Source organism: Bradyrhizobium sp. 187, assembly GCF_023101005.1.
In the GTDB taxonomy this organism is placed as follows: Bacteria; Pseudomonadota; Alphaproteobacteria; order Rhizobiales; family Xanthobacteraceae; genus Bradyrhizobium; species Bradyrhizobium canariense_D.
This window is the reverse complement of sequence record NZ_CP064693.1, coordinates 5,313,825-5,334,955: the sequence shown is the minus strand read 5'-3', so window position 1 is coordinate 5,334,955 and position 21,131 is coordinate 5,313,825. Positions and strand designations below refer to the sequence as shown.

Here is a 21,131-nt window from a genome sequence, read left to right as displayed (position 1 = left end):
CTGGATTTGAGCGCGCGCCGTCGTCGGCCCATCTGCGGGACGCCCCGTCGGAGATCTCATAGCAATCTCGGATAGGAACTTCGCGGGTTTCGCCCGCTTGTCGCCTGCATCGACCACGCAGGCGAGACAGCTTCTAATCATGCAATCACGCTACCCGTTGTTGAAGAAGTGGACAGCGGAAGAGCACGAGCGGCTGAAGGCGTTGGCCGAAGCGGGCTCGCGGCCGGACGAGATCGCCGGCGAGCTTGGTCGCAGCGAAGCGGCAGTGAGGGTGCGCGCCTGGCAGCACGGCATCGCGCTGCGCCTCGTCACGCAGAAGCGCGGACCCTGAAGACCGGCTGGGTCGAAGGCGGGCATCCCGCCCTGTGTTCACTTGTGAACGGTCCTCAATCGTCTCTCGACGTACTCTGCGAATGGGCAGCAACACGGGAGCTTGTCATGCTCACCCGCGAGGACTTCGAGACGGATCTCGACCGGCAGAAAATGCACCAGCTCGATGCAAGCCAAACGACACGACAATTGCTGCGCCGTTCGCGGGAGCAGATCGCGGCATCGATCTCACTGCTTCAGCAGCAAGTTCCGAAGATCTGGCACCCTCAACCTCCAGAACGATAGAAACCTCTTCCGCCGTTCCCGCGTTTGCGCGCATGGCGGATCAAGACACCAGGCAGCGGCCGATTTGTGCTGCGTGCAACAAACCCATGACATTCATCGACGCGGTGAGTTCACCGGACGGCGCGATGGCCATCTTCCGGTGTTCCGGCTGCAACAAGCTGTCTTGGGAGAAGCCCAGGCAAGATCAAAACTAGGCCGTCGAAAAGAAACGGCCCCAGCCCGGGGGGCGAGCTGAGGCCGTGGGGGGCGCCGGTCGTGCATCCGGACCGACGCACCGATAACCCTTTGGCCCGAGGAGCTGTTCCTATTTCAGGCGACCATGGACATGGCGCGGCCCGATGAAACACGCCTGAAACAGTGCTGAAACCAGATAGTCTCGAACGTCCCGCCGGCTGCGTCCGACCAACCTAGCGAAAAGGAGATCATCATGATCCAGGTTGGTTCGAAGGAAGAAGTCGCGTTTTTGCTGGCGCTGTTCGGCACCCACACCCAGCCGGTCAAGCGGCCGGCGAAATCACGGCAGGCGTGAGGCGCTGGTCCCACGCCAGGCTTGGCCGAATGCCAGAGCCTCTTGCGGCTTCTGATCGCAAGGGGCGACCCGAAGGCCATCCCGCTCGCGACAGGCGCCATCGACCAATATCTGAACACCGCGCCGGTGTGCATGCGCGGCCGCGGCCTGCGCGTGCTCCAGCGCGACGCGCTCGACCAGCATGGCACTGCGGTCGGCGTGCAGCGCTCGTTCGCGGAAACGGTGGATGCCTACATCGTCGGGAAGCTTGCGGAGGAGTGAGGGGGCCGAATGTCGTTTCACCCTGTCGCTTTCGGCTTCCTGAAGAGGCACGAACGCGGTAGGAACCGCGAAGTTCCCGGAACCCATTGATCTCTCATAGATTTTTCGCGACTTCCGGAAACCTTTGTCCGCTTCGGACCTATTAGGGCAAAGGATGCTGCAATGCCCCGATATTATTTCGATCTGCGCGACGACACCGGTGTAGCGCTCGACGAGGAAGGCTTGGAGCTGGCCAGCTGGCGCGCCGTTCAGGCGGAAGCCGCCAAGTCGGTCGCGGACATGGCGCGCGATGCTATCCTCTCCGCGCCTGCCGCGGGCGGCAGGCAGACGATGGCGATCGACGTTCGCGATGCCAAGGGTCCCGTGATGCAGGTCAAGTTCTCGTTCGCCATCGAGACCTTCAGGACGCCTGCGGCATCACGCGATCATTGACGCGTGAGAACGCCCGGCGGGGATTGCTCGGGCTCGAGTACGGCGATCTTGCGGCCGAGCTGCCAGACCTCGACCTTGCCGTGCTGCGTGAACTGCTGCGCGAAGGTGAGGGCGTTCGCATCCGACGCGGCCTCGAACGCTTCGGCCGATCGGAACACGCCGTTGTCGCCGACCAGGTAAGCGCGATATTGCTGGGTCATGTCGGTGGCCTCAGCCCTGGCGATTGCAGCCAGGCGGCAATATGCATGGCGGTCTCGTCCTGCCGCGCCTGGCGCAGCAGCATCTCGCGGCGGCGCCCCGGCGCGAGCGTGCGCGCCTCCTCGCGCAGCCGCGCGGCCTCCGCGGCGAGCCGTTCGTCGAGTGTCGTGGTCTGCTTGAATCGTCGTCGCTTCTGCATGCACGTCTCCCTCGTTCGCGTGGGGCGGGAGCAATTTCGGCGGTCTCATCACCCGGTCGATGGCAACTGCCTTGCGGTGATGGATCAATCCTCGCGCTTCTGGCGGCGAGAGGAAACATCATATGATATGTTGGCGGATTTAATTGCGCGAGCAAATTCAGCCACTTGAGCGCGTTACTCATCTTGATTGCTTGTGAGCAATGTGCACTTTTGGACAGAAGCGCATGTCTAATAGGGCGTAGGGAGCCGGCTCCCCTATTAGGAATCAGCTGTAGCGGCGGCGAATGCGTCTTCCTTCTCGATGCCGCGCGCGACGATCTTCAAGCATTCGTCTGGTAGCGGCCGTTGAAGCGCCTTGGCTTCTTCCCACGGCGCCCTTAGCCAAACGTCTCGCTCTTTCGCTGTCGTCAGCAGCACCGGCATTGCCTTCGGATGGATTGGCTCCACGACCGCATTCGGCGTCGTGGTGAGAAAACCGTACACCTGATGCGGCCCCGGAATGGGCTTCGACTTGGTGCCGCGATCGCCATTGAAAGTCGTCCAGATCCCGGCGAACGCGAACAGCGGCCGGGCGTCCGCGAGCGCAAACCACACGATGTCTTTCTTCTTGGTCTCCGGGTTGGGCTCCGGCGCGTATTCGGCAAAGCTGTTGACTGGCACGAGGCAGCGGTGCTCCGGCTTGAGCCACGCGCGCCAGTGCGGCGACGAGGTGTTGCGAATGTTCGTGACGGGCGGGCCGCCGGTACGCGGAGGGGGCGGCATGCCCCAGCGCATCAGCACCATCTCTCGCTCGCCGCCCGCATCGCGAATGATTGGCGCGGGGTAATCCGGAAACACACCCGGCATTGGCGCCAAATTGCCTTCATAGCGGCGGACGACCCGGAAGAGGTCGGCTATCGCGGCTTGGTTGGTGGTGATCGAATAGAGGTTGCACATATGTTCGATGATCCTTAGCGCTCGCCGGGCCACCAGTAAGATGCCGGATTATCCGCCGAGATTTTCGTTGGTCTTAATGCAACGAGTGCGCTTCGCTTATACGGATAGCGCCGCACTTCCGAACAGTTCTTGCATCGCATGTAGCGCTCAAGTTCATGCACCGGCGTCGTCTTGGCACGACGGACGACATCGAGTGCCACGGTTTGGTTGGTGTCGCATCCAAGGCATCGCACTTCGAGGTATAGGAAGCCGGCGTTGATGGCATCTCCGATCGTCGGCGATGGCTGCGCCGGGCCCTTATAGCCAAGCATCCGATAGTTCCAGGCCGCGCAAGCCAGTTTGTCGGCCTCCTTGCGCGCCTCCTTGGCGCGCTCGGCCGAAATCTTGATTTGAGTGCCGTAGAGATGTTGGCGGGACTTGGTGGTCATGCCGCGATCAAAGCCATGTGCCGGCCAAGCTGGCAAATTATCGATAGGTGGTAGGCGAGAAGCGCAACGGGCTACTTCCTGTCGTGGCTGTGGAAAACCAAAGCGCTCTCAAATGCTGACCAACTGGCGGCCCGTCCCCTTGCAATCGACGCAGGCCAGTTCGCCTCCGACCATCTCTGGAGGAAACAGGCAGCGTCCGCTCCCGTCGCATTCCAGGCAGACGATTTGGCCGGCGCCGCATTCGAGTTCCTCAACTTCGGTCTCGAATTCGGTGTCACAATTATGGGCGCAGTAAACCACCATCGTGGTTGTTGCACCCGCCGAACATGTCAAGTCATCGTCGATGAGTTTTTGCAAAGACACTCTCCGGATATTTCTCGATAGCTTCGACACGAAGCCACTCGACAGCATCGACGATATTGTCGGCCTCCCCTTCGGCATCGAAGCCGTTCACCTCATCACCGAGCCCGAGGTTGATTTGAAAACCGCCATTCCAAAAGGCGGCAATCGTGAAATTGATTTCACTGTCGTATAGATCCTGAAGGATGCGGGAGGTTCTATCCATCACAAGTCCTCTCTCAAGCCCTTAAAGAAGGGATGCCGGACTTTCCCCTCCGCCGACTTCGCGCGGTACTCTATTTCCGCAAGCAGCTTCGGCTCGACCCAGATGCCCTTGTGCGCGATCCGCTTGGTGTAAGGTTGCGTCTTGCGGACAAGCGGCTTCAATCGTTTGTGGACTTCTGCGGCAGATGACTTGTCGAATCCGAGGTCGACCTTGCCCGCATAAATGAGATCATCTCCCTTATGGCGACCAAGATAGATGCCGTCCCATTTGCCTTCGTCGAGCGCGAAACCGGCGATGGTCAGTGTCTCGCGTTGCCTGCAAGTCTTCTTGACCCATTTGTTACCCGTGCCGCTGCTGTAGGTGCTGTCGCGAACCCTGGAGACCACGCCCTCAAGCCCGACCTTGCAGGCATGCGCGAACATCTCGTTGCCTGCGATCTCGAAGCTCTCACTGAACTGCACTGCGGTGCCGGAGATGATCTTCTTCAACTCGGCCTTGCGCTGAAACAGCGGCAGGCCGCGCAGGTCTCGCCCATTCAGATAAAGCACGTCAAATGCCACGAGCACGATCTTGGTTGATGTGCCCTTCAGCTCGTTTTGAAGGACGGAAAAATCGGTGCTGCCATCGGCAGCAGGGACCACAACCTCGCCATCGATGATCGCCGATCCTGCCTTGATGTGCGGGCGACTTTCTTAAAGCGCTTGGTCCAGTCGTAGCCGCGACGGGTGTAGACGGTGACAGCCTCATTGGCCAAATGAAGCTGCACCCGGTAGCCGTCGAACTTGATTTCGTGAATCCACCGCGCTCCGGATGGCACGCGGTCCACCCACGATGGCAAGGTCGGTTTGATGAAGCCGGGGAAGGGCGCTTTCACCCCGAGCGCCCCCAGCCTTCGCTGACGCTGCAACGCCACTGACAAACTCCACGCAACGAACGCCTTGATTCGAATCTTCACGGCCGGATTCGTTCCGCCAATCTGGGCGAACCGGATGGGCGTGGGGAACTGTTTGATTCCTCTTGCGTTTCAGAGATGCAAGGAGAGCAACATGGCTAAAGCGAAGAAGCAGACAACTCGCGGTCGCAAGCAGGACCGCGCGCGCGTTGCGGGCGGGCAGAAATACGAAGTTGGCTACGAGGCAAAGAAGACGGGCCGCTCGGCTTCTGCCGTGAAGAAGGCGGTGAAGAAAGTGGGCAGTAGCCGGAAGAAGGTCGAGCGCAAGCTGGGCCGCTGATAGTTTTGCGTTAGCCCACAGGTTTGTGGCGAGCCGGTCGCATGAGCGACCGGCTTTCTTGCGCCTACTGGTGCGCCATCAGGAATCTCCTCAACTCAGGAACTGCGGCAGTCGCACCGGAATTGGTGCGGTGCTGGCTCGCCGCCGAGCTGGCGGAGCGGCCCCGGCCATACCTCCAGCCCCCTGCAAGCCGGGGCCGTCTCTCCGCCCACGCGATGAGGGCAGTGACGCGCTGCAAACAAAACGACAGCAATGTTGCTGTTTATTTCCAGCGACGCCACAACGCAGTTCGCTGTATGGTCCCTTTCCGTTTTTTTCCCACAGCGGATTTGATCACCATGCACCCCATCCAAGGTACGCATATTGCCGCAATCTTCAAACTGGCCACCCAGCAGCTTGAAGCACTTCGCGTCGCCCCAGAGATCCAAAAGGAATATTCCGAAATCCTCGTTTTAAGAGAGAAGATAAAACTGGCGACCGAGCTGAAGAAGGCTCGCCGGCAGCCCTTACTCGGTGCCCCCCGCGCGCTTGAAGAAGGTGGAAGAGGCTCCAAGGATCGAACATTTTTGATCTAGATCAAAGTCGCATGGCGCGGGGCGGTTCGTATGATGCCATGAGTGATAAGCCGCCCGAAAAGCCAGAAGTGATGCCCCGCGAGAGCGACGAGGCCCGGCGGCGCATCATCGAAGAGTATGCCGCGGACCGCCGTGGATTGATCAGGAAGCTGCGCCAGAAGTCGAAGGGAGCGGACGCTGCGCAGGGAACATCGCAGATGATCTTAAACTCTACCATCACGTGCCCGAAGTGCGGTCACGCTGCTACCGAGGTCATGCCGACCGACGCCTGCCAGTTCTTCTATGACTGCAAAGGCTGCGGCGAGCGCCTAAAGCCGCTCTCTGGCGACTGCTGCGTGTTCTGTTCCTTCGGCACCGTTTACTGTCCGCCGGTTCAAGAGAACGGCAGGTGCTGCTGTAGCTAGCTGCCTCTAAGGGAGTGCGGCTGCCGCGCCTGAGTTTGACACGTCGGGCAAAACACTGGCAGAATGGCATCATTGAAGATCAGCCCGCGCGGAGCAATCCGCCGCGGGCTTTTTATTTGCGGAGTCGTCATTTAAACAAACGGATTTCCAAATGACCAAATTTAGGAGAAGGACCGAGCTGCATCTTCCTGTTGCTGAGCATGTAGTCAGGGAAGGTTTCAGGGCACCAACGCTGGCCGATATCGAAACCCTGGCACAAGCCAAGACCGAAGCGGCACTCAACGTGCTTGCTACCATCATGTTCAGAGAGACAGCGAACGCTTTTGCGCGGGTGGCCGCCGCAAACTCTATTCTCGATCGTGGGTGGGGCAAGCCGGTACAGCCCTTGGCTACGGACGCGCGGCCGCGCGAATTGCTGCAACGGATCGAACGCATCATCGTACATCCGGATCATCCATCGATAGTCGACAATGAGACCAGCGAACCCGAGGCTTCGTAAGCTTCGCATCGTCTTGTCTCCAGGCGAGGAATTGCAATGGAAACACGGTCGCCACCGACTCCATTGGAGTCTCCACAGCAAGAGAACGCGGCTCTGATTGGTTTACCCCAATGGATGCGCGACGCACTATCTCATCAGCCGGCCCCCACGCCACCGCAGCAAGCCGGAAGCGTCGATGAGCCTGCGCAGGGTGAACGCACGAATATTCGAATCTTGAGCCGCGTTCCCTCGCGCCTACCTGACTAGTCTGAGGCAGGTCCGAACCACCTCGTCAGCGTCTCCGCAACTCCGTGTTGGCTCTCGTCTCCCACCCAGGCCACATGCCCGTCAGGCCGCACCAGCACGGCTTTTGGCGCCGCGACTTGTCCAATGGACGGAAGCTCCCATGCACCGTGATAGTCCGCTTCGACGAGATTGATGCGATCTGCCCAGGGCGCGATGTCGAAGCCGCTGGTCTTCCCAAAATCAAGCAGCAAGCCGCGCGCGCCGTACAGCAACGTGAACAGTCGCAGCGGACGCCCGTCCACCACGAGGTCGAGATCGGGCATGCGGCGTCCGAGCAGCGCGTGGCCTTGGCCGAGATCGTAGTGCACGTCGAGCCCGCTCATCATCGCGCCAAAACGTTGGCGCGGCGCGTCCATCGCGAGCAGTTCGGCGACGACCTCGCGCGCGGCCTTGAGGCCGTCCTCGCCGCGGCGGAGCAGGGCGATTTGCGCCATGGTGTTGCGCAAGGTCCGCGCGCCGACGGGATGGCGCTCGGCATGGTAGCTGTCGAGCAGGCTGTCCGGCGACAGACCCTTGACCACTTGCGCGAGCTTCCAGCCGAGATTGACGGCGTCCTGCACGCCGATGTTGAGGCCTTGCCCGCCGACGGAGTGATGGATATGCGCGGCATCGCCGGCGAGCAGCACGCGGCCTTTGCGGTAGGACACGGCCTGCCGTGCCGCATCGGTGAAGCGGGAGATCCAGGACGGGTTGTGGAGGCCGAAATCGGTGCCGTAGACGGCGACGAGGGCGTCGCTGAGATCGCGGGCGCCGGGCACGCCGGTGCGATCGAGCGTCGCTTCCGTCACGACCACCAGCACGCGCCCGCTCTCGGTCTTGCTGAGGCCGTGAAAGCCGAGCGCGTCGTGGCGCAGGCCCCATGCGGGCTCGTCCCGCATCTCGACTTCGGCCATGAGATTGCTCAGCGTCGGCTCGGAGCCTGCGAAGTCGATGCCGGCGGCCCTGCGCACCAGGCTGCGGCCGCCGTCACAGCCGACCAGATAATTCGCGCGCAAGGTCTCGCCGCCGGAGAGCGTCACGTCGATGCCGGTCTCGTCCTGCGCAAAATCCGTCACCTCGCGGTTGCGATAGATCGACACCGCGAGCTCGCTGACCCATTCGGCCAGGATGCGCTCGATGTGGCTCTGCCGCAGTGTCAGCCCGTAAGGGTGCCGGGTGGGGAGGTCGCTGATGTCGAGCCTGGTCCAGGCGAAGCCCGCGAGCTGGGTGATCTGTCCTTCGCGCAGGAAACGATCCGCGACGCCGCGCTGGTCGAGAATCTCGATGCTGCGCGCGTGCAAGCCGCCGGCGCGCGTGCCGACCAGTTCCTGATCGGCGCGCCGCTCCACCACGGCGACGTCGACATGCGCGAGCGCGAGCTCCGCAGCCAGCATCAAGCCGGTCGGGCCGCCGCCGGCGATCACCACGGCGTGGTCTTCGTGGCGGGCGCCGGCGCGTTTGGCGTGGCCGCGCGTCCGGGACGTGGGAAGCAGTACAGGCATGTGAGACCCCTCGGGATGGTGTTCGGGTCGAGGGTTCTACGGCAGGGTCGGGGGCTTGAAGCAAGCCCGTTGCACCCCACATATCTGAGTGGGGAGAGGGAATCCCTTGTCCGCGTTCGCCGCGTTGACACGTCGGGCAAAACACCGGCATAATGCCATCATCGAAAAAGAGTTTGGTTCAGCCCGCGCGGATGCGATCCGCCGCGGGTTTTGTTTTGGGCTTTTGGCTTTCAGACTTTTTGGCTTGCGATGTTTCGGTCTTGCGAGCTTCAGCAGATGCCGACGGTGCGCCGCATGGTGCTGGCGAGTTCCTCGAACGAGAACGGCTTTCTGATCATGGGAAGCCCGTCACGCCGGGGTTCACGTCCCGACAGCTGCAGGATCTTCAGCTCCGGGCGGCGGCGCCTGGCCAGCTCGGCCAGTTCATGACCGTCCATGCCGGGCATGTTGATGTCGGTGATGAGGATGGAGATGTCCTGGTTCTGCCTGAGCCGGTCGAGCGCATCCGTGCCGCTGTGGGCGCTGACCACCTTGCAGCCGAGTTCTTCCAGCATGTCGACCATGACGTCGAGCACGCCGGGATCGTCGTCAACAACCAGTACGGTATGGCTCATCACACACCGTTCCTCCTGAAGGAATAAACGCGCCCGCCTTGGCGTAAGTTCCGGTACGGCGTGGTCGAACGAGCGATGTTGGACTCCTCGTGCAAAGCACAAGGCCTAATCATCCTTCGAGAGATCGCCGGGCCTGGTGGGAAGATCGATGGCTCCGCCTTCGCCGTGAACGAGATCACGGTTCTGGTCCTCGGTTTCGTCAGCGTCCGGGATGATGGCCTCTCGCGTGTCGGGCTCCCCGTCGATGCGCGGCTTCTGGCCGGGCAAGTCCCGCGAGGTTTTCGGTGTCATGTTCAGTGTCATTGGTCGATCCTCCTGACCGGCTTAACGCGGGCAGGGACGGTTTCGTTCGTTGACACCTCGGGCGAAACGCCGGCAGCCTGACTGGGATTGGCTTTCCGAAGGTCTCCGTCGGCTTTGATTCGCAAAAATCGAAATAGAGCTTGACCCGTCGGGCAAAACACTGGCATAGTGGCATCATCGAAAAGTTCGCAACGCCCGCGCGGGACCAAATCCGCCGCGGGTTTTTTCGTATCCCATTTTCGGAATCGGACGGCGGCCCACGCATCACGGCCACGCACTCGCTTGAAACGCGTTGAGGGAGCGCCGATCGGCGTGCCGCCGTCCGTACCATTGCTGGCCGCGCACGCGCGAACGTGCCGGCCCGCGGCGCGAGCGATCTGCTCGCGCCGCTGCGGTCTCCGGATACGGAGATAGGGTTCGCGCCCGAAACGATCGCGCCTCATTCGCGATCTGCCGCGCATTTTCTTTGTCGAGGAGAGACGATGACCGCCTATCTGATATCGCTAGCGCTCGCGGGCCTGGTTGCAATCGCGCTGTGGGAGACGTTGTCTTGAGCGAGGACATGGAAATTGCGCTCGTGAGCGAGCCGGTCCGCGCGCCTGCGCGACGGAAGACGTCCAGCGCGCGCACCCTGACCGAAATCCGCTCGCTGGCGCGGAGCCACACCAGGACTGCGCTCCGTGTGCTCGTCGGCATCATGCGCAGCGACGACGCAACGCCGGCCGCCCGTGTCTCCGCCGCCAATGCAATCCTCGATCGCGGCTGGGACAAGGCGGCGCAGCCGATCGAGAACGGAGAAGATGGCGTGCTGGAATTGATTCACCGGATCGAGCGCATCATCGTGTACCCGGGGAGCTTGCGCGGTGGGGATGCCGATCGTGACGCCTGAGCCGTGGAAAAATCGAGCGAGCGCATCCATTGTCCATCCTGAAAATTCCGACGGCCAAGATATTCGAGCCGCTGCTGCAGCCCGCGCGCTACAAGGGCGTTTATGGTGGACGCGGCTCCGGCAAATCGCATTTCTTCGGCGAGCTCCTGGTCGAGACCTGTCAGGCCGAGCGCGCTACGCTCGCTGTGTGCATTCGAGAAGCGCAGCGGACGCTGGCGCAATCTTCCAAGCGGCTGATCGAGGGCAAGATCGCCAGCCTTGGCCTCGGCCACGGCTTCAAACTGTTGAGGTCGTGCTGGGCAAGTGAGCCTCAATCGGCACGACATTTCTGCACTTCCACTCACATCATCTCATCCCAATGGACCGTCTCATGTACAGAATTCGCATCGTCGATGCATCCGATGACGACATTGTCGATACATTGGCCGATCTGCATCAGTCGGCGTTCTTCGATGCGGCTCCCTTGCCGCAATTCCAGTTAGGGGCGTGGTGGCTTGCCTATCACGGCGCTGAGCCAGTAGCCTTCGCCGGTATCGTGCCGTCAACGCACATTCGAAATGGCGGTTATTTCTCCAGAGTCGGTGTGTTGCAGCGGCACCGGGGACGTGACCTCCAGTGCAGGCTGATGCGGGTGATGGAGGCACGGGCACGGCGTATTGGATGGGACAGCATCGTCTCGGATACGACGGACAATCCGGTGTCTGCCAATAATTTCATCCGGGCGGGCTATCGGCTCTTCGAACCCCATGTGCCCTGGGCTTGGCCGCATACGCTTTACTGGCGAAAGCGGCTTCGCTGAGCGAATGGGGCCATGTTTCCCGTGATGCGGAACGCGATTCCCGCAACGGAAAATGGCTCGCGGGATGAAGCGCACACGGAACGTCTAAGGGCCTGGCAGCTTGACAGCTGCCGGGCCCTTTTTGCGTATTGAAGCGATGCGGGCGGAGCACTTGCGAATTCAGCGGTGCCGGGCTTTAAGTTTGCTCCTGCGGGAAATTCGGCAACGATAAGCCGATGTAAGGGAGCGCCGTCGATGCCCACCAAGCCTCAATTGCCGGAGCGTTCGACGCGGGCGACGGGCGCGCCTACCGCGCTCGATGGTCTGCTGGTCGTCGATTTCACGCGTGTGGTTGCCGGCCCGGCCTGTACGCAGACGCTTGCTGATTTCGGCGCGCACGTCATCAAGATCGAGAATCCAGACGGAGGCGATGACACGCGTGCGTATGAACACGCCGAGATCGGTGGAGAGAGTGCTGCCTATCTGAGCCTCAATCGCAACAAGCGTGGCATCACGCTCGACCTTACCGTGCCGGAGGCTCGTGAGATCGCGCTGGATTTGATTCGCAAGGCCGACGTGGTCGTCGAGAACTTCTCCAGCGGGGTCATGAAGAAATTTGGCCTCGACTATGAAGCTGTTGCGCCGCTCAATCCGCGGCTAGTCTATTGCTCGATCTCCGCCTACGGGCGCACCGGACCGTTTGCCTCGCGTCCCGGTTTTGATCCGATCACGCAGGCGGAAAGCGGCTTCATGTCGCTCAACGGATTTGCCGATGGCCCTGCGGTTCGCACCGGCCCGCCCATCGTGGACATGGCGACGGGGATGTCTGCCTGCAACGCCATCCTGATGGCGCTGTTGGCGCGGGATCGGCTCGATCGCGGTCAGCATGTCGAGGTCGCCCTGTTCGACGTCGCGATGGGCATGACCGGTTTCTATGGCATGGCCTATCTGATCAACGGCGAAAATCCCGGTCGGTTTGGTAATTCGCCAAGTGGCTCACCTACCGTCGGCGTCTACGAGGCCTCCGATGGACCGCTTTACATGGCCTGCGCGAATGACCGGCTCTATCGCCGGCTGGTGGTTGAAGTGCTGAACAGGCCCGATCTCATCACCGATCCGCAGTTTGCAACGCGCAAAGCCCGCTCCGAGCACAAGGAGCTTTTGCGAGCAGCCATCGCGGAGGTCTTTGCAAGCGATACCCTCGAGAACTGGATGGCGAAGATGAAGCTGGCCAATATCCCGGTTGGCTATCTCCGGACGGTCGAGGAGGGGTTCAATGCACCGGAGGCGCGAGCGCGCCATCGCTTGAACCGGATTCCGCATCGTACGGCAGAGTGGGTCCCGAACATCGAGCCGCCGATTGCCATGAGCTTGACCGGCCCGGTTGATCCTGTGGCTGCTCCGTTGCTGGGCGAGCACACGGAGCAGGTCTTGCGCGATACGCTCGGTTATGACGAGCGTCGGATATCGCAGTTCACCCAAAAGGGCGTCTTCGGGTCGGGCAAACCCTCGACCTCAGGCTGAGCCTGGAGGGCGAACCTACAGGCCAGGCGTCGCGCGGATGGCGTATCATGGCTTGGCAATGCCGCCACCTTCGCGGTATCGCATCCTTCCGGCGCCTTGTTCAGGACGACCATACTCCGACAGCGCTGCGCCGGCTTGATTTGGCAAGGGTCTCGCCGCATAAATGCGTAAAGCGAGGGATACGAATGGCGCCTGGTCAAGAGCCGAGCGTGGGCCGGCCCGCTGCGGTGCAATCCGATGAACCTGCCCATGCGGCAATGGTCGCGAAGGCCCGGGCGCTCGTCCCACGGCTGCGAGAGCGGGCAGCACGGACGGAGGAGTTGCGGCATCTGCCGCCGGAAACCGAGAAGGATCTGCACGACGCCGGCCTGTTCCGAATGCTTCAGCCCAAGCGCATTGGCGGCGCAGAACTCGATTATGTCGCCTTGATCGACTGCGCGGACCTGCTCGGACAAGCAGACGCCTCGGTGGCATGGAATCTGGCCAATCTGGCGAGCCATCATTGGATGCTCGGCATGTTCCAGCCGACGGCGCAGGATCTGGTCTGGGGCCGTGACCCGGACGCGCTAATCGCGTCCTCGTTCATTTTTCCGGCCGGACGTGCCACGCGAGTTGAGGGCGGATACCGGCTCCACGGCAGCTGGCCGTTCTCCTCGGGCGTTGCCTCCTGCGCGTGGAACATGCTTGCAAGCGTGGTCTACTCCGACGACGAGGCAGACGGCATCGAGTATCGGATATTTCTGCTGCCGAAAGCCGACTACAAGGTCCTCGACACATGGAATGTCGCGGGGCTGCGCGGGACAGGGTCCTGCGACGTGGAGGTCAGGGACGCTTTCGTGCCCGACGACATGACAGTCGCGGTCGGCGATCTTGACGGCGGTCCGACGCCGGGAAGCAAGCTCAATCCCAACCCGCTGTATGCGCTCCCGGTGTTCTCGCTGTTTCCCTACGTTCTCTCCGGCGTCGCGCTGGGGAACGCGCAGGCGTGTCTCGACGATTATGCGGAGGTCGTCCGTCATCGCATTTCCACCTACAACCACGCCAGGCTGAGCGACTTTCAAAGCACCCAGATCAAGATCGCTGAGGCCTCGGCGAAGATCGACGCTGCACGCCTGATCATGCGCTCGGCCTGTCTGAATGCCATGGAGGATGCAAGGCGGGGTCATATCCCCGATATGGCGACCAAGACCCGATATCGGCGCGACGGCGCTTTTTCAGTAAACTTCTGCACGGATGCGGTGTCGATGCTGTTTGCCGCGAGCGGAGCACGGGGCCTGTTCACGACGGGCGCGTTGCAGCGGCAGTTCCGCGATGCGCACGCGATCAATTCGCATCTCGCGTTCAATTTCGATGCAGCCGGGACCAATTATGGACGCGTGGCGTTGGGCCTGCCGTCCGAGAATCTCACGCTGTGAGGCCGGCCGATGAATGATCTGCCGAAGCAGCCGGGCGTTCCCGATCCGGCCAACGAACTCGCGAGCGACAGCTCGCCGATCGATCCCCGTGATTTCCGCAGTGCGCTAGGCACCTACGCCACGGGGGTGACGATCATCACAGCCGCGGCTCCTGACGGCAAGCCCTTTGGCCTGACGTGCAATTCGTTTGCCTCGGTCTCGCTGAATCCTCCGCTGGTTCTTTGGAGCCTGGTCGTCTATTCCTCCAGCTTGACCATCTTCCAGAACGCCAGTCATTTCACGGTCAACGTGCTTGGCGTTTCGCAACAGGCGCTTGCGAGCAAATTCGCTAAATCGTCGGATGACAAGTTCACCGGTGTCGAGTGGACGCCGGGCCTCGGCAACGCGCCGGTGCTCGCCGAGAGCGTCGCCAATTTTCAATGCCGCTCGGTCAATCGCTATTACGGCGGCGACCACGTGATCTTTCTCGGTGCGGTCGAGGCCTATACTTACAATGCGAAGGAGCCGCTGCTCTTCGCGCGCGGCGCGTTCGGCCGATTTCTCGCCGACGGCTAGCGCAAGCAGTCACAGCCCGCGTGCTTCAGTTCGCGCTCGACGGTTCAGCGCTCCCCGCCGAAAGCTTGTAGATTTCGAGCGCATCCGCATCCGCGCCTCGCGCGGCCTTGGCGAGCCTGAAAAGTTGTCCGGCAAGCGAGGCCATGGGCACCGGCGTCGACGTCGTCTGCGCGACATCGGCGACGGTATCGAGGTCCTTGAGCATTGTAGCGATGTGACCAAGCGGGGGTGAGTGAATGCCCTGGACCATCCGCGGCACGAACAGCTGCAACGGAATGGAGTCAGCAAAGCCGCCGGCGAGTGCTTCGGGCAATCGGTTGGCATCGATTCCGGCGTTCACGGCAAGGCGTGTTGCCTCCGCAAGAACAGCCATCGCGCATCCGACGATCACCTGGTTGCACAGCTTTGTGGTCTGCCCCGCGCCGGTCGGGCCCATGTGGGTGAACCTTCGTGCCATAGCCAGCACGTAGGGGCGGACCCGCTCGATGTCACTGGCTCTTCCGCCTGCCATGATTGCAAGCGTGCCTTCCTCGGCGCCCTTGGTACCACCGGACACCGGCGCGTCGATCCAGCCAGCGCCGTTCGCTGCTAACAATCGCGTTGCAAGATCCCGTGCGGCGTCAGGATGGATCGACGAGAAGTCGACCACGAGCTTACCCGCGCCGGGCGCAGTTGAGATGCTCGCAGGCCCGAAGATCACATCTTCCACGGCGGCCGCATCCGTCACGCACATGAAGACGATGTCCGAGCTCTCCATCAAGTCGCGTGGGCTGGCTGCGCGCCTGGCACCGGCCTCGACGAGCGCGGCCATCTTCCCTTCCGAACGGTTCCAGACAGTGATCTGATGGCCGGTGTTGAGCAGGCGCCGGCTCATCGGTGTCCCCATCAGTCCAAGGCCGAGATAGCCGAGCCGCTCGACGCCTTGCGGGTTTGTCTTGCTCCCTTCAGCCATAGGTTGCCTCCATCTATCCCTCCACGACGCCGCGCGACGTTGCACTACCATACATGGTGTATCCCACGACGAAACCGCGCGGCCTGCATGGCTTGCTTGATTGTTTTAATCATGAAACATTTGCCACGGTCGGGTTGGATGGCGCCGGTCGGCGCCTGGGCAGCGGAGTGGGCACGATGCGAACCGTTTCGAAGTGGATCCTGGCTTTGGGGGCGGCAGCGGCCGTGAGCGCGGGCGCAGGCTCGTCATGGGCGCAGCAGACAATTCGCGTCGGCTGGACGATTCCGGCCGAGGAATCCAAATACTGGATGATGCGCCGCCCGGCTGAGTTTCCCAACATCGGCAAGGCCTACAACATCGAATGGACCCAGTTTCAGGGCACCGCTCCGATGACGCAGGCGTTGGCGGCGGGCGCGCTGGATTGCGCGACCCAGGCGCCGCTGTCGCTCGCCAACGGCGTGGTTGGCGGCAACCTCAAGGCCTACATCGTGGCGCAGCATGTCTTCGAGAAGGCCGGTGGTTTCTCGGTCTACTGGGCTGTCATGGACGACTCCCCGATCAAGACGATCGCCGATCTCAAAGGCAAGACGGTCGGAATCTCCGTGATCGGCGGCGGCACCCAAGGCCCGTTCAATCTGTTGCTGAAGCAGAATGGCATCGATCCGGCCAAGGACATCAAGCTGGTCGAGGTCGGCTTTGCCGTCTCCGAAGATGCGTTGCGGCAGGGCCGCGTCGATGCGGTCAACATGAACCAGCCATTTGCCGCGCGCGCGGAGGCAAAGGGCGGCACGCGCAAACTGTTCTCGCTGTCGCAGGCGATGCCGAACATCGTGCACATCCTGGAAGCCTGCCGTGCCGATTTCGTCGACAAGAACCCGGAACTGGTCAAGGCTTACGTGCGTGACATTACCTCCGGCATGAAGAAAGCGCTGGCGAACCGCGAAGAGACGTTGAAAGTCGTCAACGAAGTTCTGAAGGCACCTATTCCGGTTCTCGAGACCTACCTGCTCAAGGACAATGATTTCGGCCGCGATCCCGGTGCGGCACCGAATTTCCCCGCGATCCAGAAGATGCTGGACATCTACGCGGAGACCGGGATGCTGCCAAAATTGGATGTCGCGCAATTCAAGCATCCGACGATTGTCGCTCCGTTGCAGTAGGCGATCGGGCGAATGAACCGAGCGAGAAGGTCGCGGCGTCCGGGATGACCCGGGACGTTGCACGAAGAAGATGCACGTATGAAGAAGCTCCGATCTCGGATCACGACGGATGGCCTCGACCGGGCTCCGCACCGCGCGTTCATGCGCGCGATGGGGCTCGACGACGCTGCGATTGCCAAGCCGATGGTGGGCGTCGTCAGCATGAAGGGCGAACAGACGCCCTGCAACATGACGCACGACTTTCAGGTCGCGGCGGCCAAGACCGGAATCGAGGAGGCCGGCGGCACGCCGCGCGAATTTTCGACCGTGTCGGTTTCCGACGGTATCAGCATGAATCACGAGGGGATGAAGTTCTCCCTGTTTTCGCGGGAGCTGATTGCCGACTCGATCGAAGCCGTCGTCCATGGTCTCGCCTACGATGCATTGATAGGCTACGGCGGATGTGACAAGACGCTTCCCGGCGTGATGATGGGCATGGTCCGGTGCAACGTGCCGGCCATTTTCATCTATGGCGGCAGCGCGCTGCCGGGCCGCGTCGACGGGCGGACCCTGACCGTGCTCGACTCCTATGAGGCTGTCGGCAGCTTCATGACCGGAGAGATCGACGGTGCCACGCTCGAACGGATCGAACGCGCCTGCCTGCCGACCATCGGCGCGTGTGCGGGCCAATTCACTGCCAACACCATGGGGATGGTCTCGGAGGCGATGGGTCTCACCATTCCCAACGTGTCGATGGTGCCAGGTGTCTATGCCGAGCGCGCGCAGATATCCAGGCGGGCCGGGCGCCTCATCATGGAGATGCTGGAGCGCGGCGGGCCGTTGCCGCGCGACGTCGTGACGCGGAAATCCCTGGAAAACGGTGCGGCAATCGTGGCTGCCACGGGCGGTTCGACCAATGCTGCGCTGCATCTGCCGGCGATCGCGAACGAGGCCGGGATCGCATTCACGATCGATGATGTCGGCGAGGTTTTTGCCAGGACGCCGCTGATCGGAAACCTGCGGCCGGGAGGCAAATATACGGCAAAGGATGTCTACGATATCGGCGGCGCTGCCGTGGTGATCCGGGAACTGATCCAGAGCGGGCATATTGATGGCAGTTGCCTGTCGATCACGGGCCGTACACTTGCCGAAGAATATGGCGCCGCCAACGCACCTGACGGAGAGGTTGTTTACGCGGCTCGTGCCCCGATCATGCCAGATGGTGGTGTGGCCGTGCTGAAGGGAAACCTCTGTCCCGATGGCGCGGTGATCAAGGTCGCGGGCCTTAAGAACCAATTCTTTGAAGGCGTGGCGCGCGTTTTCGAAGACGAGGAGGCCTGCGTCGCGGCGGTTCGTGATCGCACCTATCAGGCGGGCGAGGTTCTCGTGATCCGCAATGAAGGGCCGGTGGGCGGTCCCGGCATGCGCGAGATGCTCGGCGTCACCGCGCTGATCTACGGCCAGGGCATGGGCGAGAAGGTGGCCCTGATCACGGATGGACGGTTCTCCGGCGCCACCCGCGGAATGTGCATCGGCTATGTGTCTCCCGAGGCCTTCGTCGGCGGCCCGCTCGCGCTGGTACGCGATGGCGACAGGATCCGGATTGATGCCGCGAACCGGCGGATGGATATGCTGGTCGACGAGCAGGAACTCACTGCTCGCCGACACGATTGGAAGCCGCGTCCGCCTCGTCACCGTGCAGGCGCGCTGGCGAAATATGCGCGGTTGGTTGGCCAGGCACCGGGCGGAGCCGTCACGCATGAGGGCCCCGCAGAATGGCCCTGGTTCGGATGACGCGGCGAACCTGCCGGAAACAGCCACTGGCTGGCAAGTTTCTTGCTAAGCTCGCGTCGCTGACGGAGGATGTTCAGCAAGCCTGTTGCGCAGGGTTCGCGCGAATGAAGTGAGACGAGATGAAGGTAGTGCCTTCGAGATCGGGCGGATGGGTGAGACCGGTGACGCCGCAAAAACCGGCTTCTGCAATCATCGAGATCGAGAGCGTCTCGCAGGTATTTCAGACCTCGGCGCGCAAGAACCATGTGGCGCTATCGGACATCTCGCTGGCGATCGAGGAGGGAGCCTTCGTCTCCATCCTTGGTCCATCCGGCTGCGGCAAGTCGACATTGCTTTACGTCGTCGGCGGCTTCGTCAGCCCAACCAGTGGCTCAGCAAAGATCAGGGGACGGACGATCACGGGACCAGGGCCGGATCGCGGTCCGGTATTCCAGGAATTCGCGTTGTTTCCGTGGAAGTCCGTGCTGGGCAATGTGATGTACGGCCCTCGCCAACAAGGCGTGCGCACCGCCGAGGCGGAAGCACAGAGCCGTGCTTTGATCGAAATGGTCGGGCTCAAGGGCTATGAGAACTTCTATCCCAAGGAACTGTCCGGCGGCATGAAGCAGCGCGTGGCGCTGGCTCGAACGCTGGCTTACCATCCCGAGGTTCTGTTGATGGACGAGCCGTTCGGCGCGCTCGATGCTCACACGCGAACGCGGCTGCAGAACGATCTGTTGAACATCTGGGAGCGTGATCGCAAGACGGTGCTGTTCGTCACGCATTCTGTGGAGGAAGCAGTTTTCCTGTCGGACAAAGTCGTGATGATGTCGAAATCGCCCGGCCGCATCCGCGAGGTCATCGACATCGATCTGCCGCGGCCGCGCCGCCGCAGCGAGCTGCTGCTCGACCCTCGCTACCAGAAATACGTCGTCGATATCGAGCGCATGTTCGACGAGGTCGAAGATACGGGATCGGCGTCATGACATCGCTGACGGCCCTTGCCAAGCGTGCCGCGCCGGTGTTTGCCTGCATCGGGCTTCTTGCGGCATGGCAGGTTGCGTCACTCGCGCTGAAGAACGACAGCTTCCCCACGGCGATTGAGGCAATCCGTGCAATCCCGGACATCCTCGGAGACAAGGAAGCGCTAATCAACATCCTGGCCTCGCTCCGCCGCATGGCGGTCGGGTTTGGCATAGCGGTGTCGGTTTCGATCCCACTCGGCCTGTTGATGGGCCGCAGCCGGGCCGTCGCGGCTTTCTTCAATCCGCTCCTGATGGTGATCTACCCGGTGCCGAAGGCAGCCTTGATGCCGATCATCATGCTGTGGCTCGGCGTCGGTGACATCACGAAGACGCTGGTGATCTTCCTCGGCGTCAGCCTGCCCGTGATCTATCACAGCTTCGAGGGCGCCAGGGCGGTGGAAGAGAAGATGCTGTGGTCGGGCGCAGCGATGGGACTTTCGCCTGCGCAACGGCTGGTCCGGATCGTACTGCCGGCGGCGCTGCCGGAAATCTTGACCGGTTGCCGCACCGGACTCGTGCTGGCGCTGATCACGATGATTACCAGCGAGATGATCGCGCGTCAGTCCGGCGCCGGCAACATCTTGTTCAACGCGCTCGACATGGGCCAATACGACACCGTCTTTGCGATGATCATCATCATCGGCGCGATGGGAATCTGCCTGGATGCAATCTTCGAGCGGGTCCGCGCAAGGCTGGTGCGCTGGTCTGAACCGCAGTTCGACTTGCCCTTGAGCTTCTCATAATGCCGCAGCTTCGCTCCACCAGCATCATCCTTGGGCTCGCGCCGATCGTGCTGGTGATCGCGCTGTGGCAGGGCCTCGTATCATTTGGCTTCGCGCCTGCGGTGTTGTTGCCGCCGCCGGGATATGTCTTCGGCAGGCTGCTCCAGCAACTCGTGACATGGACGTTTCAGCAGGAGATCGCGGCGACCCTGATCCGGTTGTTTGCCGGCTTCGCGATTGCGGTCGTGCTCGGTGTCAGCATCGGCATCGCCGCCGCCGCCAGTCCGGCTATCAACGCCGTGGTCCGGCCGATCGTTCGCGTGCTCGCGCCGTTGCCCAAGGTCGCGCTCTATCCAGCATTGCTGCTGCTGCTCGGCTTCGGTCACGGATCGAAGATCACGCTGGTCGCGGCGGATGCACTCTTTCCCATTTTGTTGTCTACTTATTACGGCGCTTCAACGGTGGAGCAGAAGCTGATCTGGTCGGCCATGGCGGCGGGAACGCCGCGCTATCAGATCCTGTTCAAAGTGGTGCTGCCGGCGGCGATGCCGTCGATCCTGACCGGTTGCCGGATCGGCCTTGTCATTTCCTGCATCGTGGTGTTTCTGGCGGAGATGATCACGTCGAGCGATGGGCTCGGACATGTCCTCGTCACGGCGGCCCGGACCTTTCAGGCCGTCGATATGTTCGTGCCGCTGATCACGATCTCGCTGCTGGGCCTGATCCTCAATGGCCTGCTGGGGGCCGTGCGCGCGTACCTGCTGCGGGGTTTCCCCGAAGCATGAACTGACGAAGAAGAAACC

The 21,131-nt window shown here is 62.0% G+C and carries 28 protein-coding genes and 2 pseudogenes; 19 read left to right on the top strand and 11 right to left on the bottom strand.

The window, feature by feature from the left end:
* Window positions 1-139: 139 nt before the first annotated feature.
* The 4 genes from IVB19_RS25780 (at window position 140) to IVB19_RS25765 (ending at window position 1,837) form a co-directional block, all read left to right on the top strand.
* Entirely contained in the window at window positions 140-331 is a 192-nt protein-coding gene (locus IVB19_RS25780) for an SANT/Myb-like DNA-binding domain-containing protein (RefSeq protein WP_247335279.1), read from the top strand.
* Window positions 332-438: 107 nt separating this feature from the next.
* A complete protein-coding gene (locus IVB19_RS25775) occupies window positions 439-615 on the top strand; it encodes a hypothetical protein (RefSeq protein ID WP_198293354.1) in 177 nt (58 codons plus the stop codon).
* A gap of 550 nt (window positions 616-1,165) precedes the next feature.
* A complete protein-coding gene (locus IVB19_RS25770; RefSeq protein WP_018454861.1) occupies window positions 1,166-1,405 on the top strand; it encodes a hypothetical protein in 240 nt (79 codons plus the stop codon).
* A gap of 162 nt (window positions 1,406-1,567) precedes the next feature.
* Complete coding sequence (locus tag IVB19_RS25765; RefSeq protein WP_247335274.1) at window positions 1,568-1,837, top strand: DUF6894 family protein; 270 nt, start codon at window positions 1,568-1,570, stop codon at window positions 1,835-1,837.
* On the opposite strand, the gene IVB19_RS25760 is transcribed toward IVB19_RS25765, so the two are convergent.
* The 7 genes and pseudogenes from IVB19_RS25760 to ligD all read right to left on the bottom strand — a co-directional run bounded on the left by IVB19_RS25760 (window position 1,831) and on the right by ligD (window position 5,076).
* The gene (locus IVB19_RS25760) at window positions 1,831-2,037 is read right to left on the bottom strand and encodes a hypothetical protein (protein ID WP_018454859.1); all 207 of its coding nucleotides are present in this window, start codon (window positions 2,035-2,037) and stop codon (window positions 1,831-1,833) included. The genes IVB19_RS25765 and IVB19_RS25760 overlap by 7 nt on opposite strands.
* Complete coding sequence (locus IVB19_RS25755; RefSeq protein ID WP_018454858.1) at window positions 2,034-2,234, bottom strand: hypothetical protein; 201 nt, start codon at window positions 2,232-2,234, stop codon at window positions 2,034-2,036. Before IVB19_RS25755 ends, IVB19_RS25760 begins: the two co-directional genes overlap by 4 nt.
* Before the next feature lie 258 nt (window positions 2,235-2,492).
* Window positions 2,493-3,170, bottom strand: coding sequence for an SOS response-associated peptidase (locus IVB19_RS25750; protein ID WP_018454857.1), 678 nt, complete (start codon window positions 3,168-3,170; stop codon window positions 2,493-2,495).
* Between the two features lie 14 nt (window positions 3,171-3,184).
* Window positions 3,185-3,598, bottom strand: a complete 414-nt coding sequence (locus tag IVB19_RS25745) for a hypothetical protein (RefSeq protein WP_018454856.1) — start codon at window positions 3,596-3,598, stop codon at window positions 3,185-3,187.
* A gap of 108 nt (window positions 3,599-3,706) precedes the next feature.
* Window positions 3,707-3,955 carry a hypothetical protein gene (locus IVB19_RS25740; RefSeq protein WP_157642926.1) on the bottom strand — a complete coding sequence of 83 codons (249 nt, stop codon included), beginning with the start codon at window positions 3,953-3,955 and terminating at the stop codon, window positions 3,707-3,709.
* A complete protein-coding gene (locus IVB19_RS25735) occupies window positions 3,933-4,163 on the bottom strand; it encodes a hypothetical protein (RefSeq protein WP_018454854.1) in 231 nt (76 codons plus the stop codon). Before IVB19_RS25735 ends, IVB19_RS25740 begins: the two co-directional genes overlap by 23 nt.
* Window positions 4,163-5,076 (bottom strand): annotated as a pseudogene (gene ligD, locus IVB19_RS25730) (non-homologous end-joining DNA ligase). Before ligD ends, IVB19_RS25735 begins: the two are co-directional and overlap by 1 nt.
* A gap of 133 nt (window positions 5,077-5,209) precedes the next feature.
* On the opposite strand from ligD, the gene IVB19_RS25725 reads away from it, so the two are divergent.
* From IVB19_RS25725 to IVB19_RS25710, 4 genes are all read left to right on the top strand, one after another.
* Window positions 5,210-5,395, top strand: coding sequence for a DUF3606 domain-containing protein (locus IVB19_RS25725; protein WP_007601546.1), 186 nt, complete (start codon window positions 5,210-5,212; stop codon window positions 5,393-5,395).
* A 41-nt stretch (window positions 5,396-5,436) separates the two neighbouring features.
* Window positions 5,437-5,970, top strand: a complete 534-nt coding sequence (locus IVB19_RS25720) for a hypothetical protein (RefSeq protein WP_245288400.1) — start codon at window positions 5,437-5,439, stop codon at window positions 5,968-5,970.
* Between the two features lie 197 nt (window positions 5,971-6,167).
* Entirely contained in the window at window positions 6,168-6,374 is a 207-nt protein-coding gene (locus IVB19_RS25715; protein WP_026232829.1) for a GDCCVxC domain-containing (seleno)protein, read from the top strand.
* A 151-nt stretch (window positions 6,375-6,525) separates the two neighbouring features.
* Window positions 6,526-6,873, top strand: coding sequence for a hypothetical protein (locus IVB19_RS25710; protein ID WP_018454850.1), 348 nt, complete (start codon window positions 6,526-6,528; stop codon window positions 6,871-6,873).
* A gap of 242 nt (window positions 6,874-7,115) precedes the next feature.
* Here IVB19_RS25710 and IVB19_RS25705 read toward each other — a convergent pair whose 3' ends face one another.
* From IVB19_RS25705 to IVB19_RS25695, 3 genes are all read right to left on the bottom strand, one after another.
* Window positions 7,116-8,639, bottom strand: a complete 1,524-nt coding sequence (locus IVB19_RS25705) for an FAD-dependent monooxygenase (protein ID WP_247820035.1) — start codon at window positions 8,637-8,639, stop codon at window positions 7,116-7,118.
* Between the two features lie 269 nt (window positions 8,640-8,908).
* A complete protein-coding gene (locus IVB19_RS25700) occupies window positions 8,909-9,253 on the bottom strand; it encodes a response regulator (protein WP_018454848.1) in 345 nt (114 codons plus the stop codon).
* Window positions 9,254-9,358: 105 nt separating this feature from the next.
* Window positions 9,359-9,556, bottom strand: coding sequence for a hypothetical protein (locus tag IVB19_RS25695; protein ID WP_018454847.1), 198 nt, complete (start codon window positions 9,554-9,556; stop codon window positions 9,359-9,361).
* 550 nt (window positions 9,557-10,106) lie between these two features.
* Here IVB19_RS25695 and IVB19_RS25690 point away from each other — a divergent pair.
* From IVB19_RS25690 to IVB19_RS25665, 6 genes and pseudogenes are all read left to right on the top strand, one after another.
* Window positions 10,107-10,445 (top strand): hypothetical protein, encoded by a 339-nt coding sequence (locus IVB19_RS25690; RefSeq protein WP_026232828.1) that lies wholly within the window; start codon window positions 10,107-10,109, stop codon window positions 10,443-10,445.
* A gap of 29 nt (window positions 10,446-10,474) precedes the next feature.
* Window positions 10,475-10,735 (top strand): annotated as a pseudogene (locus IVB19_RS25685) (phage terminase large subunit); the annotation flags it as partial.
* Window positions 10,736-10,815: 80 nt separating this feature from the next.
* On the top strand, window positions 10,816-11,244 hold the full coding sequence (locus IVB19_RS25680) for a GNAT family N-acetyltransferase (protein WP_247296989.1): 429 nt from the start codon (window positions 10,816-10,818) through the stop codon (window positions 11,242-11,244).
* A gap of 234 nt (window positions 11,245-11,478) precedes the next feature.
* Complete coding sequence (locus IVB19_RS25675; RefSeq protein ID WP_247375060.1) at window positions 11,479-12,747, top strand: CaiB/BaiF CoA transferase family protein; 1,269 nt, start codon at window positions 11,479-11,481, stop codon at window positions 12,745-12,747.
* 185 nt (window positions 12,748-12,932) lie between these two features.
* Window positions 12,933-14,162: an acyl-CoA dehydrogenase family protein gene (locus tag IVB19_RS25670; RefSeq protein ID WP_247335242.1), complete on the top strand. Its 1,230-nt coding sequence runs from the start codon at window positions 12,933-12,935 to the stop codon at window positions 14,160-14,162.
* 9 nt (window positions 14,163-14,171) lie between these two features.
* Window positions 14,172-14,717 carry a flavin reductase family protein gene (locus tag IVB19_RS25665; protein ID WP_247335240.1) on the top strand — a complete coding sequence of 182 codons (546 nt, stop codon included), beginning with the start codon at window positions 14,172-14,174 and terminating at the stop codon, window positions 14,715-14,717.
* A 25-nt stretch (window positions 14,718-14,742) separates the two neighbouring features.
* On the opposite strand, the gene IVB19_RS25660 is transcribed toward IVB19_RS25665, so the two are convergent.
* Window positions 14,743-15,669 carry an NAD(P)-dependent oxidoreductase gene (locus IVB19_RS25660; protein ID WP_247404973.1) on the bottom strand — a complete coding sequence of 309 codons (927 nt, stop codon included), beginning with the start codon at window positions 15,667-15,669 and terminating at the stop codon, window positions 14,743-14,745.
* A gap of 176 nt (window positions 15,670-15,845) precedes the next feature.
* On the opposite strand from IVB19_RS25660, the gene IVB19_RS25655 reads away from it, so the two are divergent.
* The 5 genes from IVB19_RS25655 (at window position 15,846) to IVB19_RS25635 (ending at window position 21,113) form a co-directional block, all read left to right on the top strand.
* On the top strand, window positions 15,846-16,829 hold the full coding sequence (locus IVB19_RS25655; RefSeq protein WP_247335234.1) for an ABC transporter substrate-binding protein: 984 nt from the start codon (window positions 15,846-15,848) through the stop codon (window positions 16,827-16,829).
* Window positions 16,830-16,907: 78 nt separating this feature from the next.
* Window positions 16,908-18,602 (top strand): dihydroxy-acid dehydratase, encoded by a 1,695-nt coding sequence (ilvD, locus tag IVB19_RS25650; protein WP_018454837.1) that lies wholly within the window; start codon window positions 16,908-16,910, stop codon window positions 18,600-18,602.
* A gap of 119 nt (window positions 18,603-18,721) precedes the next feature.
* Complete coding sequence (locus IVB19_RS25645; protein WP_247820034.1) at window positions 18,722-19,567, top strand: ABC transporter ATP-binding protein; 846 nt, start codon at window positions 18,722-18,724, stop codon at window positions 19,565-19,567.
* Window positions 19,564-20,349, top strand: coding sequence for an ABC transporter permease (locus tag IVB19_RS25640; RefSeq protein WP_018454835.1), 786 nt, complete (start codon window positions 19,564-19,566; stop codon window positions 20,347-20,349). Before IVB19_RS25645 ends, IVB19_RS25640 begins: the two co-directional genes overlap by 4 nt.
* Window positions 20,349-21,113, top strand: a complete 765-nt coding sequence (locus IVB19_RS25635) for an ABC transporter permease (RefSeq protein ID WP_018454834.1) — start codon at window positions 20,349-20,351, stop codon at window positions 21,111-21,113. Before IVB19_RS25640 ends, IVB19_RS25635 begins: the two co-directional genes overlap by 1 nt.
* Window positions 21,114-21,131 lie beyond the last annotated feature (18 nt).

What these genes read in the sequence shown, in the direction of transcription:
- IVB19_RS25660 (WP_247404973.1), bottom strand. Translation starts at nt 15,669, where the DNA reads ATGGCTGAAGGGAGCAAGACAAACCCGCAAGGCGTCGAGCGGCTCGGC.
- IVB19_RS25675 (WP_247375060.1), top strand. Translation starts at nt 11,479, where the DNA reads ATGCCCACCAAGCCTCAATTGCCGGAGCGTTCGACGCGGGCGACGGGC.
- IVB19_RS25755 (WP_018454858.1), bottom strand. Translation starts at nt 2,234, where the DNA reads ATGCAGAAGCGACGACGATTCAAGCAGACCACGACACTCGACGAACGG.
- IVB19_RS25760 (WP_018454859.1), bottom strand. Translation starts at nt 2,037, where the DNA reads ATGACCCAGCAATATCGCGCTTACCTGGTCGGCGACAACGGCGTGTTC.
- IVB19_RS25665 (WP_247335240.1), top strand. Translation starts at nt 14,172, where the DNA reads ATGAATGATCTGCCGAAGCAGCCGGGCGTTCCCGATCCGGCCAACGAA.
- IVB19_RS25700 (WP_018454848.1), bottom strand. Translation starts at nt 9,253, where the DNA reads ATGAGCCATACCGTACTGGTTGTTGACGACGATCCCGGCGTGCTCGAC.
- IVB19_RS25710 (WP_018454850.1), top strand. Translation starts at nt 6,526, where the DNA reads ATGACCAAATTTAGGAGAAGGACCGAGCTGCATCTTCCTGTTGCTGAG.
- IVB19_RS25765 (WP_247335274.1), top strand. Translation starts at nt 1,568, where the DNA reads ATGCCCCGATATTATTTCGATCTGCGCGACGACACCGGTGTAGCGCTC.
- IVB19_RS25635 (WP_018454834.1), top strand. Translation starts at nt 20,349, where the DNA reads ATGCCGCAGCTTCGCTCCACCAGCATCATCCTTGGGCTCGCGCCGATC.
- IVB19_RS25695 (WP_018454847.1), bottom strand. Translation starts at nt 9,556, where the DNA reads ATGACACTGAACATGACACCGAAAACCTCGCGGGACTTGCCCGGCCAG.
- IVB19_RS25715 (WP_026232829.1), top strand. Translation starts at nt 6,168, where the DNA reads ATGATCTTAAACTCTACCATCACGTGCCCGAAGTGCGGTCACGCTGCT.
- ilvD (WP_018454837.1), top strand. Translation starts at nt 16,908, where the DNA reads ATGAAGAAGCTCCGATCTCGGATCACGACGGATGGCCTCGACCGGGCT.
- IVB19_RS25750 (WP_018454857.1), bottom strand. Translation starts at nt 3,170, where the DNA reads ATGTGCAACCTCTATTCGATCACCACCAACCAAGCCGCGATAGCCGAC.
- IVB19_RS25645 (WP_247820034.1), top strand. Translation starts at nt 18,722, where the DNA reads ATGAAGGTAGTGCCTTCGAGATCGGGCGGATGGGTGAGACCGGTGACG.
- IVB19_RS25725 (WP_007601546.1), top strand. Translation starts at nt 5,210, where the DNA reads ATGGCTAAAGCGAAGAAGCAGACAACTCGCGGTCGCAAGCAGGACCGC.
- IVB19_RS25720 (WP_245288400.1), top strand. Translation starts at nt 5,437, where the DNA reads ATGAGCGACCGGCTTTCTTGCGCCTACTGGTGCGCCATCAGGAATCTC.
- IVB19_RS25745 (WP_018454856.1), bottom strand. Translation starts at nt 3,598, where the DNA reads ATGACCACCAAGTCCCGCCAACATCTCTACGGCACTCAAATCAAGATT.
- IVB19_RS25775 (WP_198293354.1), top strand. Translation starts at nt 439, where the DNA reads ATGCTCACCCGCGAGGACTTCGAGACGGATCTCGACCGGCAGAAAATG.
- IVB19_RS25670 (WP_247335242.1), top strand. Translation starts at nt 12,933, where the DNA reads ATGGCGCCTGGTCAAGAGCCGAGCGTGGGCCGGCCCGCTGCGGTGCAA.
- IVB19_RS25735 (WP_018454854.1), bottom strand. Translation starts at nt 4,163, where the DNA reads ATGGATAGAACCTCCCGCATCCTTCAGGATCTATACGACAGTGAAATC.
- IVB19_RS25655 (WP_247335234.1), top strand. Translation starts at nt 15,846, where the DNA reads ATGCGAACCGTTTCGAAGTGGATCCTGGCTTTGGGGGCGGCAGCGGCC.
- IVB19_RS25680 (WP_247296989.1), top strand. Translation starts at nt 10,816, where the DNA reads ATGTACAGAATTCGCATCGTCGATGCATCCGATGACGACATTGTCGAT.
- IVB19_RS25780 (WP_247335279.1), top strand. Translation starts at nt 140, where the DNA reads ATGCAATCACGCTACCCGTTGTTGAAGAAGTGGACAGCGGAAGAGCAC.
- IVB19_RS25640 (WP_018454835.1), top strand. Translation starts at nt 19,564, where the DNA reads ATGACATCGCTGACGGCCCTTGCCAAGCGTGCCGCGCCGGTGTTTGCC.
- IVB19_RS25705 (WP_247820035.1), bottom strand. Translation starts at nt 8,639, where the DNA reads ATGCCTGTACTGCTTCCCACGTCCCGGACGCGCGGCCACGCCAAACGC.